Here is a 17,801-nt window from a genome sequence, read left to right as displayed (position 1 = left end):
ATTATCCCGACGCATACTGGTTAACCTCTTATATCGATCAGTTCTCGCAGGCGGATTTATTGAAATACGGCAAGGAGGGGGTCATTGTCCCGTTAAACGGGCTTATCGAGCAATATGCGCCGAACATTAAGGCGGCAATGGAGCGTAATCCGGCGCTAAGGGCGATTAACACGGCGCCGGACGGCAACGTCTACGGCCTGGCCGGTTATTCGGATTGCTTCCATTGCTCCTATCCGAACAAGATGTGGGTCAACGCGAAGTGGCTGAAGCGGCTTAGCCTGGAGCCGCCGGCAACGACGGAGCAGTTCAAGCAAACGCTCGAAGCGTTCAAGAACGGCGATCCGAACGGGAACGGAATGCCGGACGAGGTGCCGCTCAGCGGCTCGATCGAAAACTTCGGCGTTCGCGTCGTTCCTTACCTGATGAACGGCTTCATCTACCACGACGACCGCACTTATCTCCAGAATGGCGGACGGGAAGCTCGATACGGTCGTCGACAAGCCGGAATGGAAGGAGGGGCTTGCCTACATCAAGTCGCTGTACGACAAAGGGCTCATCGATTCGGGCGCGTTCACGCAGAACGCCGAGGCTTTCCGGAAAATCGGCGAAAACGCCGGCGCGGACATACTCGGCGCGGCCGCCGCGATGCACCCGGATATTTTCGTCTTCGGCAGCCGCAGCGCGGATTACGCGCCGCTCCCGCCGCTGGCGGGGCCGCATGGCGCTTATGCGACGTTCGCCGGGAGCGGCGTCAGCCCGGGGGCGAAATTCGTCATCACGAACAAAGCGACGAAGGAAGAGCGGATCGCGCTTATTCGGATGGTCGACTACATCTATACGCCGGACGGGCAGACGATCGCGCAGTCGGGACTGGAAGGGACGGGCTGGAGAAAGCCGGAAGCCGGCGAAATCGCGCTTGGCGAAGGGGTAGAGCCGAAGTACGCGGCCATTCCGAACGAGGAAGGCACGTACGGGCGGAACTCCGGCTGGAGCGGGATGGCGCATTTTTACATGCCGAGGGAATACCGCGACAGCTGGGTGGCGGCTAAGGATATTTTCTCGGATACCGGATACGAGCGCAGGCTGTACGAAGCGACGCTCCTCTACGAAGGGCATGAGCCGTCTGAGGTGTTTCCGTTCTGGGCGGTATGGATCGCTCCCGAAGAAGCCGACGAGGCGGCGATGCTCCAGACGAATCTCAAAAACTATATCGACCAAAGCACGCTGCAGTTCATTACCGGCAACCTGGATTTGAACGAGGATTGGGACGGCTACGTCGAAGGGCTGAAGCAGCTGCAGTGCGACCGCTACGTGGCGTTAATGCAGCAGGCGTATAATGATTATAAGAGGAAATAAAGGAGGCGCTGCGCATGAGCGAACGAACCCTCGTACATCCCGACGGCCGGACCGTCACGTTGCTGGACAGCGGCTCGGACGCCAAGGGCCCGTATTTATTGGTGGAGCATCGAGTCGTGCGTCAAGGGGCGATGAACGGTCCGCATTGGCATCCGGAGCTCCAGGAGAAATTTACGATCAAGGAGGGGCGGATGCGCTTCGTGATCGACGGCGAAGAAACGATCGTGGAGCAAGGGGGAGAGGCGACCATCCGTCCGAGGCAGGTTCACCGGTTCTGGAACGTCAGCGACCATCTGCTGATCGCCCTTCACGAAGTCCGTCCTCCGGGACGGCACTGGCAAATGTTCGAGCTCATCCACAAGCTGGAGCGGGAGGGCAAGCTGAACGAAAAAGGGATTCCGTCCAATCCGCTCTGGCTCGCCGCCGCCTGGAGCACGATGGACGGATATATTCAGGGCCCTCCGAAGTTCGTGCAGGACGTATTCCTGGGCGGGCTCGCACGGCTGGCCGACCGGCTCGGTTACCGGGTTTGATTCGTCAAGCTTCCCTGGCTTGCAATCCTTCAAATAACGCGTCCAATGTATGCTTAACGAACCGGCTCCGTTGTTCTTCCGATTCCTCTCTGCCCAGAAACCGCAATTGGAAGGCATGCTGAAAGCAGCTTCCGAGCAATAAATCGGCCGCGGCCCGAGGCGAGATCGATTCATGGACTCGGCCCAGAAGCTTTTCTTCCGACAAGTACGCCTCCAAGGTTTCGTTCGCCCGGTGAGGACCTTCGTTCCTCGCCGCGAAGCCTTCCCGGTGGCGGTTCAGGAGATCCCGTTCCGAGATTACGGAACAAATAAAGGACATGGACTGGTAATAATCCGCCACGGCCGCCAGCGCGACCTTCTCCAGGTTGCCCCGCACGGTCCCTTGGCCGGCAAGCTCCCGGAGCGCGGTCAGCGCTCCCATCAAATTGGTCAGCTGTCCTCTGAGCACGTAAAGAAACAAGTCCTCCTTGCTCTTAAAATGATTATAGAGAGATCCTTCGGAGCAGCCCGCGATCCGGGCGATCTCCTTGGTCGTCGTTTTGGCGAGCCCGTTGGCGCGAATGACTTGTTCGGCGGCTTCGGCGATTCTTGTTTTCAAATCCATTTTTTTGCTCCTCGCTCTGTTGACACGGAATAAAATGCTCGTTATAGTCATATTATGAGTGTGCGCTCACTCAAAGTCAAGCGAGGGCGACCCTCGCATGCGGGGCATACATGTGTCCTAATTTGAGTGTGCGCTCACTCAAGAATTTGAAAGTCGAAGGGAGAATTCGAGAAATGAAACAGCAAAATTACGGCAATCACGCAAGGCTAATTCCCGCATTCCATTTTTTTCTGATGCCTCTCGCCTTGATCACGTTTATTGCGGCGATCGTCTATCTCGTTATGGCCGGCGCAAGCGGGATGACGTTGTTCGGTTCGCTGATTCTCGTCTCGCTGTCGCTTATGGCGGCCATGACGATGGTCTTCGCGCGGCGGTTCGGCTGCATGGCGCAGGATCGCGCGATCCGGGCGGAGGAAAATCTGCGTCACTTCGCGCTGACGGGCAAGCTGCTCGATCCGCGTCTGACGATGGGCCAAATTATCGCGCTGCGGTTCGCATCCGACGAGGAGTTCGTCGTTCTGAGCGAGAAGGCGGCAGGCGAGAATACGCCGCCCGATGAGATCAAACGGTCCATCAAAACGTGGAAAGCCGATCACAATCGTGTGTAAACATCCGGAGGAAGAGACCAAGGAGGCGGGCGAAATGAGCCAATTGAAGGAGACGTTCAAAGAGACGACGATGAACATGCTGGCCGGTTATGCGGAGCAATATATCGAGAATCATTGGCGGCAGGTGTGGGAGAGGAACTTGGAGGAGATCGAGCGGATTTATGCAAGGGGAGGAGATTCGGCCTATGGCTTTTTTTGCCTGAAGCTCTTCAAGCCGTTGGAATCGGAAATTTATGACGCGGGCTTCACGCCGCGGCCGGTCATGCCCGGCCTGTTTCCTCAGTCGCAGGAGCACTGGGGACCGTGGGAAGAGAGGGAGAGACGGTTCTGGAGCGTGATCCACATGAACGGCGAGGCGGTAGGCACGCTCGTGTCGCGGGTGTTTCACGACCATACCCGCCTGCGCGTTCCCGGACCGCCGCGCGTCTATGCGATACCCGAAACCGATCCCGACAAGATCGCCGAAGCTTTGATCGGCTTCGATCCGGATAGCGGTCATTCGAAAGGATGGAGGAACGGTACCCATGCCTGACAAAACGTCTGTCCGCCTTGCGCGCATCGCTTACGTCGCGTTCGCTTGGCTGTTCACGGCTTCTATCGCGGTCCAGGTGCTTATCGCCGGCATGGCTTTATTCGTCGATTCGGACAGCTGGGCCAGCCATGCAAGCTTTGCAAGATACTTTTCGTTTCTCCCTCTGTTAATGGCATTGTTGGCTTGGATCGCTCGCATGCCTAAAAAAGTTATTTGGAGAAGCATCGGATTATTCGGCATGATCCTTGGCATGTTTATCACGGCCATACTGTCGTCCAGAATCGGAGCGCTATCCGCGCTGCATCCCGTTATCGCTTTGCTGTTATTTTGGGGCAGCACGGTCATTCTTCGTTCTTCTTCCAAAAGCGTGAAGTCTCCGGCGTCGGCCATCTGACCGTTTCGGAATCGGGGGGGCCGCCATTCGGCGGCCGGCAACCTCGCATAGCCGGAAACGAAAGCGAAGATAGGCTTCGCGCTAAGATAAGGAGTGTCCTGCAAGTCATCGCCGGATGACGGATGGACGCTCCTTTTTCCATTTTCAAGCAAGCCATGCGCAAAGCCTGCGTTTGTGCAGCCTTTGCGCCATCGATGAGGCGGCCGGACGAAATGCCTGCGAATGTGCAGGGACTTCGGGACATGAGCCCCTTTTTTGGCTTACCGAACGAAAGAAGATGCACATTCGCAGGCATTTGCTTCACTGCACGAACGGCGCGGCCTGAAGCCTGCACATTCGCAGGCTTCGACATAAGGCGCGCTGCCCGAGGGCCGTTCACGCAACAGTGGCTTAGGCGCGGGATTTCAACGAACGTTAAGAAGCAAGCCTGCTTTTGGGCAGCCTCATTCCGGGCCGTTAATGCTTCCACTTCAACGCTTCATCGAGATCGACCAACTCGCGCCCGTAATGCCGCTTCGACCGGAAGTTGTGGATCTCGTCGCAGGCCAGCTCCATCTTCTCGAGCACGATCGCCTGCGGGATGCCGGCGGGGGACCAGTACAGCACGTGCATCGTATAGGGCTCGTCCTGCTCGTCCCGGCGGACGTAGCGGATCAGATCGGCTTTCTTGAAGCCGTTCCGGTAATAGAACCGCAGCCGCCGCTCGCTGTCGCTGTCCTTGGGCAGAACCGGCTCGGCTTCTAGGATGATCAGCTTCCCTTTTGCCTTCAGGCGGTCGAGAATTTTCGTGCCCATCCCCTTGCCGCGGGTGTTCGAAGTGACGAGCAGATAATCGATGAAGACGAACGAGGGGAAATCGGCGTACAGCATAAGGTAGTCGTCGGTTTCTTCCTTGTGGTAGTAGTCGTTCTCTTCGATCAGCTCCTTCAGCTGCTGCGGGTGTTTCATTTCATGCTCGGGAAAGTAGTCGCTTAGTTTCTCGTACCATTCCAATAGGCTTCCCACGCTTTCTGTACATACTCGGACGATACATAATTTTTCCGGCCGCGCGTTCGATTATTCGGCAGGCCTTATTGCGTACGCGACGAATTGGTATAGGGAATGCAGGACAAGAGCACGCTTCCGGCTTTTCTTAAAAAAATTGGGACGGCGCGTCGATTTCCCCGCTTGTCATTCGTCGACTTGGTAAGAGGGAAGGATTGGCCCTTCGTAACGGAAGGGACATCGCATCTCCAAACGTGATCCGAAAGGGGAAATGAAACATGAGATTTATGATGATCGTGAAGGCGACGAAGGATTCCGAGGCAGGGGCTAAGCCAAGCCCGGAGCTTCTGGAGGCGATGATGAAATACAACGAAGAGCTGGCGAGGGCGGGAGTGCTATTGGCTGCGGACGGTCTGCACGCCAGCGCGACCGGCATCCGCATTGCCTATCCGGTTCCCGGCGGCAAGCCGAAGGTGACGGACGGTCCGTTCACGGAGTCGAAGGAGCTGATCGCCGGCTACACCTTGATCGAGGTCAAGTCGAGGGAAGAGGCGATCGAATGGGCGCTGCGCATGCCGGATCCGCATGGCTTCGGCCAAGGCGAGATCGAGCTTCGCCAAATTATCGAGATGCACGAGCTGACCGGTCAATCGGAATAATCTGCGCCAATCAAGGAGGAGCCATGAACTACGTTTATTCGCAAGACGGAACGGCGATCGCTTATGAGAAGATCGGCAGCGGGCCGCCGCTCATCCTGGTCGACGGAGCGCTGTGCAGCCGGGAGAACGGGCCGAACGGGGCGCTTGCCGCGCAGCTTCAGCGGCATTATACCGTCTATACGTACGATCGCAGGGGGAGGGCCGGCAGCGGGAACACGATGCCTTACGAAATCGAGCGCGAAATCGAGGACCTCTCGGCGTTGATCGGCGAAGCCGGCGGATCGGCGTTCGTCTACGGCATATCGTCGGGCGCGGCGCTCGCGCTCGAGGCGGCGAACCGGCTGCCGTCCGTGAAGAAGCTGGCGCTCTACGAAGCGCCGTTCGTCGTCGACGCGAGCCGCAAGCCGGTGCCGGCCGATTATTCGGAGCGGATGGAGGGACTGCTGGCAGCGGGCCGACGGGGTGCCGCGGTGAAGCATTTCATGCGGACCGGCGTGGGCTTGCCGGCGCCCGTCGTCGCCATGATGCCGCTCATGCCGGCATGGTCGAAGCTGAAGGCCGTCGCTCATACGCTGCCTTACGATACGCTGCTTACGGTCGATCACCAGAGGGGCAAGCCGCTTGAGGCCGGACGCTGGTCTTCCGTCACCGTGCCGACGCTCGTTGCGGCCGGCGGCAAGAGCCCGGCCTGGATGCGAGTCGCGATGGAACAGCTGGCGCGCGCGCTCCCGAATGCGGAGCATCGAACGTTGGAAGGGCAGACGCATATCGTCAAGCCGGAGGCGCTGGCGCCGGTGCTGCGCGACTTTTTTGCGAATTGAGATACTTGAATAACGAGACGAAAAGAGGAGGAAGCTTCAAATGAAATTCCAAGCCGTCATTCTGCTCAGCAAGAAAACAGCGACCGGCATCGCCGTGCCGGACGAAATCCTCTCCGGACTCGGAGCGGGCAAGCGGCCGCCGGTCCGCGTATCTTTTTTCCTTCTTCGATATCGGGTATGGTGCTTTGCGTAGCAAATCTTCCTTCTTTTCTACCTGTGGATAGGAGGTGCCTTCATACGATTTATGCACAGTGCGCGGTTTGTTTATTTGTTCGTTATTGTGTGCGTTTTATGGGGGGGAGTTGCTGGTGAGCATAGCCGTGTCGTGAATCGAGGTTTGGGGGCAACATTTTTTTGTTGTCCTCACTCCGAGGTGAACGATTCGAAACCGTAAGGAATGGTGTTCTTGGAGGTACGTTACTGTTAGTCAGTGTATTTATCGTTTGTATCGTGAACCTGGCGCTTGAGCTGCAGCAGTTGGACGCTACTGGCCGCGCATCGACCGTCCGCATCCGGAACCCAGGCGCTCGGGCTGCAGGAGCCGACCGCCACCAGCGGCTCGACGATCGTCCGCGTCCGGAAAGCCGGCGCTCGAGCTGCAGGAGCCGGCCGTCGCCGTCGACGCGCCGATCCGTCCGTTTCCGGAAGCCAGTCGCACGGGCTGCAGAAGCCGGCCGCCATTGGCGGCTCGCCGATCGTCCGCGTCCGGAAGTCAGTCGCACGAACTGCAGGAGCTGGCCGTTACCGGCGGCGCGCCAGTCGATGAAAAAGTAAAGGCAGTTAAGGCATTCAAAATAGTCCTACGCTGCCTATACGAATCAATTATTATTTGGGTAAAGAAATAGAAGAGACTTTCGGATCTAGCTGAAAGTCTCTTTTTTAATGCAGTTAATGGAGTACATGATGTTTACTGCTGCCATAGAGAATAGTTCCAATGCCTTGAACGAAATCGGAACTTCTTTCCGATCCACAGCTTATAAATATCCATTATTTAATCCTGTACGATCTTTCTACCCTTCAATGACAATCGATACAGTGCGAAAGATGTCAATGTAATTATTGCTCCTATAACAATAAAAGCAATTCCATAAGTATGCAAGTGATAATCCGTTGCAGGTATAAATAGCCAGATAAATTTATAGATACCCGTACTGCCATCACTTCGAGCACTAAATGTGTAAATGCTGTATCCTTGATAAATAACATACACACCAATAATTAATAAGATAATCCTACTGAATATCTTCAACATAGGTACCTCCATCCTTTTATCGTTTAAATTTTGTATTATTCCATCTTTGTATGTTTATACTCGATGTATATTTTGTATACTTTCCTTATATTGGTAAATGATCTTTCCTCCTTTCAAACGTCCGTTTCGGACTCCTCAAATATTTTAGACGCAAAGAGTAAGCATTTTGTTGCACTGTAAAAATAAGCATATTTTGTGATGGGGGCAGCGTAAAGGAAATCCACTATGAAACAGAAAACCCCCCACCACTTATTTCTCCTGCTTACTTCAGAGATATGTGTGGGGGGGCTTTTTAATAACTAAGCATTATTTTGATAGATAGAACCTTCGCCATCTATTTTTTGTGAAGTAGTTGAAGAAATTGTTTTAAATCCGACATAATAGCTACCATCGCCAACTCCCCACCACGTACCAACATAAACAGTTTGTGATCCGTAAGGATAGTTTATTTGTCCCTGAGAGACTCCTATTCCAAGCCAATTCTTTTTATATAGTGTAACACCATAGTCACCTGAGGCTTGATTATAATTATCAGCGTCAGCCTGACTATTAACTTGAACATTATCTCCACCAACTACTTCAAACGTATCAGTTTTCACAGTACCAGCTGGAGTTACTCCCCAAAATTGGAAGTCATAAAGCCATTGTTCACCTGGTGGAACACTTAATGCTTTAAAAGAAGAAGAATCAAGTGGCACTGCATAAGTAATTGGTTTATCACTTTCGATAACTTCTTCCGGAGATAAAGAATGTGTTTCCGGTGTGAGTATGCCTGTGCGTGGAGCTGCGCTTGCTGCAGACATTAGGCCTGAAACAGCTACTAAGCAGATTGCTGAAGCGGTGAAATACTTAAGTACTTTCAAATCTTCACGTCCTTTTTTTTTTTTTTTTTTTGCCTGGAAATACTTGAAAAATGTTACAATGGAAACTATAACATAAAGGAGGTAGATTTGTGAAGAAATATCTAAAAAAGATATCATTGGTATTATGTTTATCAATTCTTATTGGAACTGTGGTTTTGATTTTGAGCTTGAACAATTCAAACGTTGAGGTAAACACAGCAGTTAAAGAGACCCTAGTTAATTTTTTAGAAGGAGTTAAGAATAGAGATGTTGATCAAGTCTTGGATAATATAAAAGACACTACGTTTAAAGACCAAGAATCCTTGATTTCGTTTTACACGAAGGACATTGAAGAAAATAGACTTGTTGACTACGAAATATTGAATGTCACTGTTGTTGATGCTGCTAACGCGGAAGCATTAACCAAAGTGAATATTACAACGATGGGTGAGGTAACGCATAAATTTATTTTAATTAATGAAGATGGGGAGTGGCTGGTTCATTTAGAAAATAAAGTTCCTGAGTGAGCATTGAGCAATAATCATTCAGTTGACATAACAAAAACAGCCATTTGACGATGGCTGTTCTTCCCAACATTATCGCTTCGTGCCTAGATTGCAAACCGAATAACAAAGATGCTCTACTGATTAAAACAGCCGCACCAGCGTTGCCGCAGGGGGCGAGGTCGAGGTGCAGATCGAGCTCGATACCGAGGTGCGCGAGCTTGCGGTGCCGAAGGACCTGAAGGCAGCGCTTGAGGAGGATGCGGCCGCCGGAAGCTTCTTCGAAGGGCTGTCTTACAGCAACAAGCGGAGACTGGTCATCCCGATCGAGGAGGCGAAGACGGCCGAAACGAGGCAGAGGCGCCTGGAGAAAACCGTCGCCATGCTGAGGGAAGGCCGGAGTTCATAAGAAGCGAAAAAGCACGACAGCCGGCGGTTCCGACTGTCGTGCTTTTTTCTGTCGCACATGAAAACCTCGTTGCTGTGGTTTTTGATGAAAGTAAGTATTGAAATGAAATATTTGTAAAAAGAATCGTATTGAATTTTCGTTATTAAGTTTGCGAATTGAGACAGTAGAGGCTGTCTCTTTATTGCGTTTGTGAGAAGGAATATCCTCTATGAATGGACTGTGTCATTGTAAATTGAAGATATTTTATTGAAAAATGGAACTTTTTATGCTCATTGTTGTCTGTTTATTGGAGGTGAGACGGTTGGAGGATGAGCACCTTAGGTATCAGTCACAAATCGGAACAAATGAAATCGAGCGGCTTATCCAAAAATATTGGAAGGATGTGTGGAATTACTCTTATGTATTGACTCAAAACACGATATGGCCGACGATATTGCGCAAGACACGTTTATCCGTGCGTTTCGATCTCTTGATTCGTTCCGCGGTGAAAGTTCTGTAAAAACGTGGCTGCTGAGAATAGCAAGAAATATAACAATTAATTATAAGCGTTCGGCGTTTTTTCGCAAAATTGTGCTATTGGATTACGTACAAAGCGATCGATCCACTCCTTCGGCGGAAACGACTTATTTTGACGAGCAGTTCGTGGACAGAATATGGGAACTGGTGATTCGATTGCCGATGAAGCAACGTGAAATAATTCTGTTGAACGCCCATTACCAAATGCCAATAGCAGACATGGCGGATTTACTCGGTCTGCCAGAAGGTACGGTCAAGTCTAGGCTGTATCGCGCCAGATTGAAGCTCGATGAGTGGCTGAAGAAAGATCAGTACTAAGTGACAGCAAGAGGATCTAACAACAAGTAGGTATTGTTATCCATTTCGCTATTTACCTTATGAAAAAAGGAGGCAGACTCCCATAGAACCTAATGAACCTCAATGGTATACACGGCTTTCTGAAGGTCCTCTCCGTCAAGAACGGCGACCAACATCGAGCCAATTGCAATCAATAAAGGAAGAGGTGACAAAGGTGAGAAAACAGCGATGGTTTTGGAAAACATCTGTGACAACGGTTTGTGTTGCCCTAATTGGCTTTATCGTATATGCTTGGTTATTCCCGATGAATCTGACAAATCCGGCTGCTGACCCCGCCATTGATGATAATCTGAGACAGGTGATTACAGAAAGGTATCGCACCTTGAACGTCACGGGTTTTGAAATGGATGGAATCGTGCATAAAGAATGGACAAACGAAGGTGTAGTTGTTTTTTATACAAGAAAATACGGTCAAACAGATGACGAATACGCAGATTTAAATTTGGAATATTGGAAGAAAACGCTATTAGGTTGGAAATGGGTAACAGGGGGAGGTTACCAGTTCAGCAACCTGAACAATTTGAAACGGGATGGCAGCCTGGTCTTTGAATATGTAACAGGAACTGAACCGGACGGGTCAGGGGAACCGCCGTTACCGATCGTCTATGGCGAATCGTTTAATCAGGAAATAGTTAATATTGAGTTGACTGATAAACAGACTCACTATAAACAGGTTGCGAAAATGATCCCTATTCAAGATGGCCGCATGATCTGGTTTGTCCGTTTCCCATTTTACATGGGTACGCAAATCGAAATTCAAGGCCTGAATGAGGCCGGAAAAACAGTGGTTGTAAATAGCATGGATATTCCGATTATCCAGCAAAGTAGTAACTAGTAAAGGACTGATATCCCTGATTTTCAGTATGAGATAGGACTAACTCAGACCATTTAATAATTTGAGTGATCTGTTATTGTACTACACTAAAGAACCTTCCCTGCACATGCTGGAAGGTTCTTTGTAAATAGGGCTATTCATTTAAACAATCCTATTTTGCTACGACTAGGATCGACTTCTCGATCATGCCGATCAGCTCGGCGCTATACGTCTCCACGTCGACCTTCTTCGTAATGGCCGCGCCGGTCAGCATGTATTCGCCGATCGCGCCCTGGATTACGCTGGCCACGGCATCGGCGTTAAACGCCCCGAACTCCCCGTTCTCCCGCCCTTCGCGCAAAACCTGCAGAAGCGTGACGCGAATGTAGTCCTCGTCGTCGTTGTCGTCGTCCATCTTGTAATACGGCACGTTATCGGGCGTCCGGGAGTTGAAAATGATCTCGATCAGCGCCGTATTATGGGCCGGATGCGACACCTGATAGGCGAGGCTCGCTTCGATGAACGCGCCGAGCTTCCCGCGGGCCGTGCTTTCCGCATGGACGCGGTCCAAAATGTAAGTGGTCGACATTTCGAGCAGCTTGACGAGCAGGTGATTCATCAAGTCGCTTTTGTCCGCAAAATGGTACGAAATAAGCGCCGTGCTGATGCCCGCCCGTTTGGCGATCTGGGCGAGGCTGGCGTTCACGTAGCCGATTTCGTCCAGCGTCCGGATCGCCGCTTCGAACATTTGCTCACGCCTCGCTTCCGCGATGAACGATTGTTTTCCTTCGCCTTTTTTGCTGCTTTCCTTCATGGATGCTCCTTATTGACTGTTTTTGTTTTCGTCCTTCTTGCTCATTACGCCTAACGTGACCAAGGCGATAACGATGACCGGAATAATGATGTTTTGCGGCGAGTCGAACAGCTTGTCGAAAAAAGGGCCTGCCTCTCCCTGCACGACGCTGACGATGGCCCGGATCACGAGAATGACCAAATTCGCCACCAGCATGACCGGCACCAGAAACAATCCGGTTTTGAATACGTCCCACGCGGAGGATCGGCCGAACAGGAACAAGACGGTCGCCGCCAAGCACAGAACCCCGATGAGCAGCGTAAAACCGATCCGGATCCAGCCGTACCAAGGCCCGCCCGCCTGCTCGACCATTTCGTTGTATTTAAACCAAGTATACCAAAGCGCGCCTCCGCCTACTACCGTGCTTAAGAGAGGGAGACATTTGATTACCCAATCCGGCGCATCGCCGATTGCTTTTACAGGTTGACCGTTGTCGTTCATTCCAACCGCTCCTTATAAATTGATTGATCGTTTAAACTTTTATTTGATCGTTTAATCAAATATTAGCAGAGAACGAAAAGACCGTCAATAAGCGAAGGCGGATGGACGAGCTTAAAATTGCCGCGCGGTGGCAAAATAAGGCGAGAAAGGGGTGCGGGATTATGGAGGACACGCTATTAAACGAGCTGAGGCGATTCGCGGCCGCGCTCGAGCGAAAGGATGCAGCGGCCGTATATGCGGTGCCCGATGCCGATCTTCACGCGGTCAAAAAAGCGAAATCGCTCGAGAAGCTGCTGCACGATATTTTCATGCAGGCGAGCGGGAGCGGCGGAATCGACCTTCGTTCGATCCTTCGCAGGGAGTTCGGGATAAGGGGAGCGCTGATGGACCGCTTCGCGCAGTGGGCGCCCCACAGCAAGGAGCAATTCGAGGACGCGCTGCACGACGCGATCGATCGGGCGGACATACGGGCGGGCAATCAGGGGGCGTTTTTTGCCGGCACGCCGGGCAAGAAGGAGGCGGCGGAAGCGCTCAGTCTGCTGAAGGAAATCGCGCATGCCGCGGTCTCCTGCAAGTTCCGCGCGGGGCGCGCCGATCCGGAGCCGTACGTCGTCATGCTGGATCGGCTGCTGCAGTTCTATGCGCTTCCGAACACGTATCCCGAGGGGAACGCGGTTCAGTACCGGAACCTGATCGCGGCGGATCGGCTCCGCGCGATGGCCGGCGGGCGCGAGCCGATCGCGGCGGCGCTGAAGGCGTCGGCCAAAGCGTGGTACCAGCAGTCGCCGCATCGTTTTCTGGAAAGCAGGGAAGGGTACGTGTCCCACGACGTCGTCCGCCAATACTTGTACGCGCTGACGGAAGAGCAGGCGGAGCGGCTGCGCGGCGAATACGTCGGGCACGTCCGCGAAGAGTTCCGGCTGCTGAAGGCAAAGCCGGATTTGCACCGCGCCCGCCAGCTGTTAACGATGCTGGAGGCGGCGCTCGGCTGGGAGCCGGAGGAGATTAACGGCGGGTGAAGGAGGCGGATATGGCCGGCAGCCATGCTGGCAACGGTAAAGAGCGGGTTTCGCCTGTCCGAGTCAGGGTGTCCGTCTGCCGTGCCGGCAGCCGCAAGGCGGGTTCCGCCTGACCGAGCCAAGGCGTCCGGCTGCGTTGTACTAAGTTACATGTCTATTAAACCGAGCCTGACAACAGGTTGTCAGGCTTTTTGGCATGCCGCAAAAAATGCGTCCCGTGCCCTGCTTTAGACCAATCCCGCTGCCGCCCGCGGAAAAAGGTACGTTCCCCGGCCGAATTGGCCCTCCGAAAACGGGGAATCTGTACGCTAAACGACCCAAATGTACCTACCTGGACGAGGGTGTTCTCCACTATCATCAGGGATGTGGAAAGCGCTATCAAGCGCCGGCGACGAGGCGCTGCAAGGGATTATAAAGCGGCCGCCGCCGCGGCCAAAGCAACATGGGGCAACATTTTGAGGAGGGATCGTTCTGCTGCAACAACCGGCTACCAAACATCAATCGATTAAGCCCGCCTACGCGTTCAAGAACGGGTACGGCAGGCAGTTTGCCAGAAGCTTGCGGTCGCACTGGCAGCTTTATTTGCTCGTCATTCCGCCGCTGCTGTTTTTCGTCATTTTCAAATACGTGCCGATGGCGAACGCGGTGCTGGCGTTTAAGGACTACAACGTCGTCAAGGGGATCTGGGGCAGTCCTTGGGTCGGGCTGAAATATTTCCGGATGTTTTTCGAAAATCCGATCTTCTGGACGCTGGTCCGCAACACGCTGCTGCTCAGCTTCTACCAGCTGCTGGCCGGCTTCCCGATACCGATCCTGCTGGCGCTCATGCTGAACGAGATCCGGAACGGCCGCTTCAAGCGGTTCGTCCAGCTGGTCACGTTCGCGCCGTATTTCATTTCCACGGTCGTCATGGTGTCCATGATCATGCTGTTCCTGGCGCCGCGGCTCGGCTTCGTCAACATCGCGCTCCAATACTTCGGCTTCGAGCCGGTCAACTTCCTGGGCGAGCCGGGCATGTTCCGCTCAATCTACGTCTGGTCGGACATTTGGCAGACGGCCGGCTACGCGGCTGTCATCTATCTCGCGGCGCTCGCCGGCATCGATCCGACGCTGTACGAGGCGGCCAAAGTGGACGGGGCGTCGCGCTTCCAGAAAATTTGGCATGTCGATCTGCCCGGCATTCTTCCGACCGTCACGATCATCCTGATCCTGAACGTCGGCAGCATCATGTCGGTCGGCTTCGAAAAAATTTATTTGCTCCAAAACTCGCTGAACCTGCCCACGTCCGAGGTCATCGCGACCTACGTGTACAGCATGGGCCTGCTGAACGCCAACTACAGCTTCGCCACGGCGGTCGGCCTGCTCAACTCCGTCATCAACCTCGTCCTTCTGGTCGCGGTGAACGGCTTCGCGAGACGAATTTCGAATAACAGCATCTGGTAAGCAAGGGGGAATGGGACATGGCAATTTCATCGACGGCGCCCAAAACAAAAATACGGGAGTCGGCCGGCGACCGCATCTTCGTCTTCGCGATCTACGTCATCTTGAGCCTCGTGCTCGTCGTCGTCTTGTATCCGCTTATTTACATCGTCAGCAGCTCGATCAGCAGCCCGGCGGCCGTCGTATCCGGCAAGGTCTGGCTTTGGCCGGTGGACCTGTCGATCAAAGGTTTCCAAACGATTCTGAAAACGCCGCTCATCATGACCGGCTACGGCAATTCGCTGCTCTATATGTCGGCGGGGACGCTCATCAGCGTCACGCTGACGGTCATGCTGGCTTATCCGCTTTCGCGGAAAACGTTTTTCGGCCGCCAAGGCATCCTCATGCTGGTCATGTTCACGATGCTGTTCGGCGGAGGGCTCATTCCGACTTACCTGGTCGTGAAGGAGCTCGGCATGATCGATTCCCGCTGGGCGCTGCTCATTCCGAACGCGATCTGGGTATGGCAGGTCATCATCGCGCGCTCGTTCTTCCAGACGACGATTCCGGGCGAATTGGTCGAAGCGAGCGAAATCGACGGGTGCAGCGATTGGCGGTTTCTGGCCAGCGTCGTCATTCCGCTCTCGAAGCCGATTCTCGCCGTGCTCGTCCTCATGTACGCCGTCGGGCAGTGGAACGCGTACTTCGACGCGCTGATCTACTTGAAATCCGACAAGCTCTATCCGCTGCAGCTCGTGCTGAGGAGCATCATCATCCAGAACAACAGCGCCGGCGCGATGGACATCAGCGTGCAGGTGCAAAGGGCGCAGCTGGCGGAGCTGCTCAAATACGCGCTCATCGTCGTGGCCACGCTGCCGGTCCTGATCATCTATCCGTTCGTGCAGCGCTATTTCGTGCAGGGGATGCTCGTCGGCTCCGTCAAGGGCTGAAGGCCGCAAGCCCGTCGGCCGTTTCGGATAAAGGAGGTGGGGGCGATGTAGGCATTCGCGAACGATTCGCCAATGTTCGATGCGGCAGGCCCGAACAAATCGGTTTTACAAGAACGGTAACTATGCAAAGGGGAGCTAAAAAAATGAATAAGATCAGCTGGAGTTTATTGTCGCTCATTCTCGTCCTGGTCATGGCGCTATCGGCCTGCTCGAGCGATAGCGGTCAGTCCGGTTCGACCAACGAGCCGTCCGGAGGCAATTCGTCCGGGACGGCGTCGGATGCCCCGTCGGAGCCGCTGGAGATCAGCGTGTTCGCCGTGCAGGAGCAGGGCATCGACCTGCCGACCAACAAGTATACGAAGCATGTGGAGGACATGTTCAACATCAAATTCGATTTCGAGCTTGTGCCGTCGGACGGCGCGAAGGAGAAACGCCAAATTTCGCTCGCGAGCGGCGACTATCCGGACGCGTACATTTTGACGCACTACATCGATCAATTCTCGCAAGCCGATTTGTTGAAATTCGGCCAGCAGGGCGTCATCGTGCCGTTGAACGACCTCATCGACAAGTACGCGCCGAACATCAAGGCCGCCATGGCGTCCAATTCGGACCTGAAGACGCTGAACACGGCGCCGGACGGCAAAATTTACGGGCTGGTCGCGTACACGCAATGCTTCCATTGCTCCTATCCGAGCAAAATGTGGATCAACACGGATTGGCTGGAGAAGCTGAGCCTCGACATGCCGAAGACGCCGGAGGAATTCAAGAACGTTCTGAAAGCGTTTAAGACGCAGGATCCGAACGGCAACGGCGCGGCGGACGAAGTGGCGCTCAGCGGCTCGACGGAGGAATTCGGCGTGCGCGTCCTTCCGTTCCTGATGAACGGCTTCGTCTACAACGACGACCGCAACTATTTGAATATGTCGGGCGGCAAGGTGGAATCCGCGGCGATCAAGCCGGAGTGGAAGGAAGGGCTCGCCTACGTCAAGTCGCTGTACGACGAAGGGCTGATCGATCCAGGCGCGTTCACGCAAAACGCCGAGGCGTTCAAAAAAATCGGCGAAAACGCGGACGCCGAAATTCTGGGCGCGGGCGCCGGCATGCATCCGGCCATCTTCATCGACCTGGCGGGACCGCGTTCCGCCAAGTACAATCCGGTGCCGCCGCTGCAAGGGCCGCATGGCGCATACGCCACGCACGATAACGGCGGCGTCTCCCCGGGCGGGAAATTCGTCATCACGAACAAGGCGAGCGAGGAGGAGCAGATCGCGCTCATCAAGCTCGCGGACTACATGTACACGCCGGAAGGGCAGACCAACGCGGGTTCCGGCATGAAGGGCATCGACTGGGAAGATCCGGCGCCCGGCGACAAGGCGCTCGGCGAAGGCGTCGAGCCGATGGTGAAGACGATTCCGGGCAAGCAGGGCGAAGAGCCGCGGAACGCGGGCTGGTCCGGCATGGGCCACTTCTACATGCCGAAGGAGTACCGGGACAGCTGGGTGCAAGGAACCGACATTTACGATTCGGCGAACTACGAGCGCAGGCTGTACGAGGCGACGAAGCTGTACGAAGGCAGCGAGCCGAAGGAGCTGTTCCCATTCTGGTCGATCTGGGTCGACCCGGCGCAGAGCGACGAGATGAGCATGCTGCAGACGAACATCCGCGACTACATCGAGCAAAGCGCGCTTCAATTCGTCACGGGCAACAAGGATCTCGACAAAGACTGGGACAGCTACGTGCAAGGCTTGAAAAACCTCAAGCTCGACCGCTACCTCGAAATTTTGCAAGCCGCTTACGACGCATCGGCGCAATCTTAGTCTAAGAGCGAATCGGGCGCTTCCTCGCGAAGCGCCCGATTCGCTTGAAATATCGGACAGCCGATTTGCCGGCGCCCACGATGATGTCCTTAAAATCCGGCTGACGGCTTGCGGCGAT

Annotated in this window: 21 protein-coding genes; 16 read left to right on the top strand and 5 right to left on the bottom strand. The window is 54.1% G+C overall.

The features are described 5' to 3' along the window. Positions 1 to 465: 465 nt before the first annotated feature. Both IDH41_RS32020 and IDH41_RS22680 read left to right on the top strand, forming a co-directional pair. Positions 466 to 1,356: a type 2 periplasmic-binding domain-containing protein gene (locus IDH41_RS32020; RefSeq protein WP_317890802.1), complete on the top strand. Its 891-nt coding sequence runs from the start codon at positions 466 to 468 to the stop codon at positions 1,354 to 1,356. 14 nt (positions 1,357 to 1,370) lie between these two features. After that, a complete protein-coding gene (locus IDH41_RS22680) occupies positions 1,371 to 1,889 on the top strand; it encodes a cupin domain-containing protein (protein ID WP_190865157.1) in 519 nt (172 codons plus the stop codon). Positions 1,890 to 1,893: 4 nt separating this feature from the next. Here the strand turns inward: IDH41_RS22680 and IDH41_RS22675 are convergent, their stop codons facing one another. Beyond that, on the bottom strand, positions 1,894 to 2,493 hold the full coding sequence (locus IDH41_RS22675; protein ID WP_190865155.1) for a TetR/AcrR family transcriptional regulator: 600 nt from the start codon (positions 2,491 to 2,493) through the stop codon (positions 1,894 to 1,896). Between the two features lie 173 nt (positions 2,494 to 2,666). On the opposite strand from IDH41_RS22675, the gene IDH41_RS22670 reads away from it, so the two are divergent. The 3 genes from IDH41_RS22670 to IDH41_RS22660 are packed head-to-tail and all read left to right on the top strand — an operon-like array spanning position 2,667 to position 4,027. Beyond that, positions 2,667 to 3,101: a DUF6526 family protein gene (locus IDH41_RS22670; RefSeq protein WP_190865153.1), complete on the top strand. Its 435-nt coding sequence runs from the start codon at positions 2,667 to 2,669 to the stop codon at positions 3,099 to 3,101. Positions 3,102 to 3,135: 34 nt separating this feature from the next. Further along, a complete protein-coding gene (locus IDH41_RS22665; protein ID WP_190865152.1) occupies positions 3,136 to 3,633 on the top strand; it encodes a DUF6022 family protein in 498 nt (165 codons plus the stop codon). After that, complete coding sequence (locus tag IDH41_RS22660) at positions 3,626 to 4,027, top strand: DUF6220 domain-containing protein (protein WP_190865150.1); 402 nt, start codon at positions 3,626 to 3,628, stop codon at positions 4,025 to 4,027. Before IDH41_RS22665 ends, IDH41_RS22660 begins: the two co-directional genes overlap by 8 nt. A gap of 456 nt (positions 4,028 to 4,483) precedes the next feature. On the opposite strand, the gene IDH41_RS22655 is transcribed toward IDH41_RS22660, so the two are convergent. Then, complete coding sequence (locus tag IDH41_RS22655; protein ID WP_317890801.1) at positions 4,484 to 5,032, bottom strand: N-acetyltransferase; 549 nt, start codon at positions 5,030 to 5,032, stop codon at positions 4,484 to 4,486. Between the two features lie 257 nt (positions 5,033 to 5,289). Between IDH41_RS22655 and IDH41_RS22650 the strand changes: the two genes are divergently transcribed. From IDH41_RS22650 to IDH41_RS22640, 3 genes are read left to right on the top strand one after another with little or no spacing between them, the layout of a single operon-like run. Continuing rightward, entirely contained in the window at positions 5,290 to 5,670 is a 381-nt protein-coding gene (locus IDH41_RS22650; protein ID WP_190865148.1) for a YciI family protein, read from the top strand. A gap of 23 nt (positions 5,671 to 5,693) precedes the next feature. Continuing rightward, positions 5,694 to 6,491, top strand: a complete 798-nt coding sequence (locus tag IDH41_RS22645; RefSeq protein WP_190865147.1) for an alpha/beta fold hydrolase — start codon at positions 5,694 to 5,696, stop codon at positions 6,489 to 6,491. Positions 6,492 to 6,531: 40 nt separating this feature from the next. Beyond that, positions 6,532 to 6,684, top strand: a complete 153-nt coding sequence (locus tag IDH41_RS22640; RefSeq protein ID WP_190865145.1) for a hypothetical protein — start codon at positions 6,532 to 6,534, stop codon at positions 6,682 to 6,684. A gap of 1,358 nt (positions 6,685 to 8,042) precedes the next feature. Here the strand turns inward: IDH41_RS22640 and IDH41_RS22635 are convergent. Beyond that, complete coding sequence (locus IDH41_RS22635) at positions 8,043 to 8,606, bottom strand: hypothetical protein (RefSeq protein ID WP_190865143.1); 564 nt, start codon at positions 8,604 to 8,606, stop codon at positions 8,043 to 8,045. 89 nt (positions 8,607 to 8,695) lie between these two features. Between IDH41_RS22635 and IDH41_RS22630 the strand changes: the two genes are divergently transcribed. The 4 genes from IDH41_RS22630 (at position 8,696) to IDH41_RS22615 (ending at position 11,205) form a co-directional block, all read left to right on the top strand. Beyond that, positions 8,696 to 9,112: a hypothetical protein gene (locus IDH41_RS22630; RefSeq protein WP_190865141.1), complete on the top strand. Its 417-nt coding sequence runs from the start codon at positions 8,696 to 8,698 to the stop codon at positions 9,110 to 9,112. Positions 9,113 to 9,275: 163 nt separating this feature from the next. Next, positions 9,276 to 9,497, top strand: coding sequence for a YdeI/OmpD-associated family protein (locus tag IDH41_RS22625; protein ID WP_190865139.1), 222 nt, complete (start codon positions 9,276 to 9,278; stop codon positions 9,495 to 9,497). 384 nt (positions 9,498 to 9,881) lie between these two features. Then, positions 9,882 to 10,331, top strand: coding sequence for an RNA polymerase sigma factor (locus IDH41_RS22620; RefSeq protein ID WP_190865137.1), 450 nt, complete (start codon positions 9,882 to 9,884; stop codon positions 10,329 to 10,331). Positions 10,332 to 10,524: 193 nt separating this feature from the next. Beyond that, positions 10,525 to 11,205 carry a hypothetical protein gene (locus IDH41_RS22615; RefSeq protein WP_190865135.1) on the top strand — a complete coding sequence of 227 codons (681 nt, stop codon included), beginning with the start codon at positions 10,525 to 10,527 and terminating at the stop codon, positions 11,203 to 11,205. A 151-nt stretch (positions 11,206 to 11,356) separates the two neighbouring features. Here the strand turns inward: IDH41_RS22615 and IDH41_RS22610 are convergent, their stop codons facing one another. Both IDH41_RS22610 and IDH41_RS22605 read right to left on the bottom strand, forming a co-directional pair. Further along, positions 11,357 to 11,998 (bottom strand): TetR/AcrR family transcriptional regulator, encoded by a 642-nt coding sequence (locus IDH41_RS22610; RefSeq protein ID WP_190865133.1) that lies wholly within the window; start codon positions 11,996 to 11,998, stop codon positions 11,357 to 11,359. 9 nt (positions 11,999 to 12,007) lie between these two features. Beyond that, complete coding sequence (locus IDH41_RS22605) at positions 12,008 to 12,478, bottom strand: hypothetical protein (protein ID WP_190865131.1); 471 nt, start codon at positions 12,476 to 12,478, stop codon at positions 12,008 to 12,010. A gap of 161 nt (positions 12,479 to 12,639) precedes the next feature. Between IDH41_RS22605 and IDH41_RS22600 the strand changes: the two genes are divergently transcribed. The 4 genes from IDH41_RS22600 to IDH41_RS22585 all read left to right on the top strand — a co-directional run bounded on the left by IDH41_RS22600 (position 12,640) and on the right by IDH41_RS22585 (position 17,683). Next, positions 12,640 to 13,497 carry a hypothetical protein gene (locus tag IDH41_RS22600; protein ID WP_190865129.1) on the top strand — a complete coding sequence of 286 codons (858 nt, stop codon included), beginning with the start codon at positions 12,640 to 12,642 and terminating at the stop codon, positions 13,495 to 13,497. A 504-nt stretch (positions 13,498 to 14,001) separates the two neighbouring features. Then, positions 14,002 to 14,940, top strand: a complete 939-nt coding sequence (locus IDH41_RS22595; RefSeq protein WP_397328437.1) for an ABC transporter permease — start codon at positions 14,002 to 14,004, stop codon at positions 14,938 to 14,940. Between the two features lie 17 nt (positions 14,941 to 14,957). Continuing rightward, positions 14,958 to 15,866: a carbohydrate ABC transporter permease gene (locus tag IDH41_RS22590; RefSeq protein WP_190865127.1), complete on the top strand. Its 909-nt coding sequence runs from the start codon at positions 14,958 to 14,960 to the stop codon at positions 15,864 to 15,866. Positions 15,867 to 16,009: 143 nt separating this feature from the next. Beyond that, positions 16,010 to 17,683 carry an extracellular solute-binding protein gene (locus tag IDH41_RS22585; RefSeq protein WP_190865124.1) on the top strand — a complete coding sequence of 558 codons (1,674 nt, stop codon included), beginning with the start codon at positions 16,010 to 16,012 and terminating at the stop codon, positions 17,681 to 17,683. The last annotated feature ends 118 nt before the right edge of the window (positions 17,684 to 17,801 follow it).

The organism is Paenibacillus arenilitoris (assembly GCF_014705655.1).
Lineage (GTDB): Bacteria > Bacillota > Bacilli > Paenibacillales > Paenibacillaceae > Pristimantibacillus > Pristimantibacillus arenilitoris.
This window is presented reverse-complemented; position numbering and strand designations above follow the sequence as displayed.

Bases quoted from the DNA above. Each gene is read 5' to 3' on its own strand.
- IDH41_RS32020 (WP_317890802.1), top strand. From the start codon at position 466: ATGGCGGACGGGAAGCTCGATACGGTCGTCGACAAGCCGGAATGGAAG.
- IDH41_RS22680 (WP_190865157.1), top strand. From the start codon at position 1,371: ATGAGCGAACGAACCCTCGTACATCCCGACGGCCGGACCGTCACGTTG.
- IDH41_RS22675 (WP_190865155.1), bottom strand. From the start codon at position 2,493: ATGGATTTGAAAACAAGAATCGCCGAAGCCGCCGAACAAGTCATTCGC.
- IDH41_RS22670 (WP_190865153.1), top strand. From the start codon at position 2,667: ATGAAACAGCAAAATTACGGCAATCACGCAAGGCTAATTCCCGCATTC.
- IDH41_RS22665 (WP_190865152.1), top strand. From the start codon at position 3,136: ATGAGCCAATTGAAGGAGACGTTCAAAGAGACGACGATGAACATGCTG.
- IDH41_RS22660 (WP_190865150.1), top strand. From the start codon at position 3,626: ATGCCTGACAAAACGTCTGTCCGCCTTGCGCGCATCGCTTACGTCGCG.
- IDH41_RS22650 (WP_190865148.1), top strand. From the start codon at position 5,290: ATGAGATTTATGATGATCGTGAAGGCGACGAAGGATTCCGAGGCAGGG.
- IDH41_RS22645 (WP_190865147.1), top strand. From the start codon at position 5,694: ATGAACTACGTTTATTCGCAAGACGGAACGGCGATCGCTTATGAGAAG.
- IDH41_RS22640 (WP_190865145.1), top strand. From the start codon at position 6,532: ATGAAATTCCAAGCCGTCATTCTGCTCAGCAAGAAAACAGCGACCGGC.
- IDH41_RS22610 (WP_190865133.1), bottom strand. From the start codon at position 11,998: ATGAAGGAAAGCAGCAAAAAAGGCGAAGGAAAACAATCGTTCATCGCG.
- IDH41_RS22605 (WP_190865131.1), bottom strand. From the start codon at position 12,478: ATGAACGACAACGGTCAACCTGTAAAAGCAATCGGCGATGCGCCGGAT.
- IDH41_RS22600 (WP_190865129.1), top strand. From the start codon at position 12,640: ATGGAGGACACGCTATTAAACGAGCTGAGGCGATTCGCGGCCGCGCTC.
- IDH41_RS22590 (WP_190865127.1), top strand. From the start codon at position 14,958: ATGGCAATTTCATCGACGGCGCCCAAAACAAAAATACGGGAGTCGGCC.
- IDH41_RS22585 (WP_190865124.1), top strand. From the start codon at position 16,010: ATGAATAAGATCAGCTGGAGTTTATTGTCGCTCATTCTCGTCCTGGTC.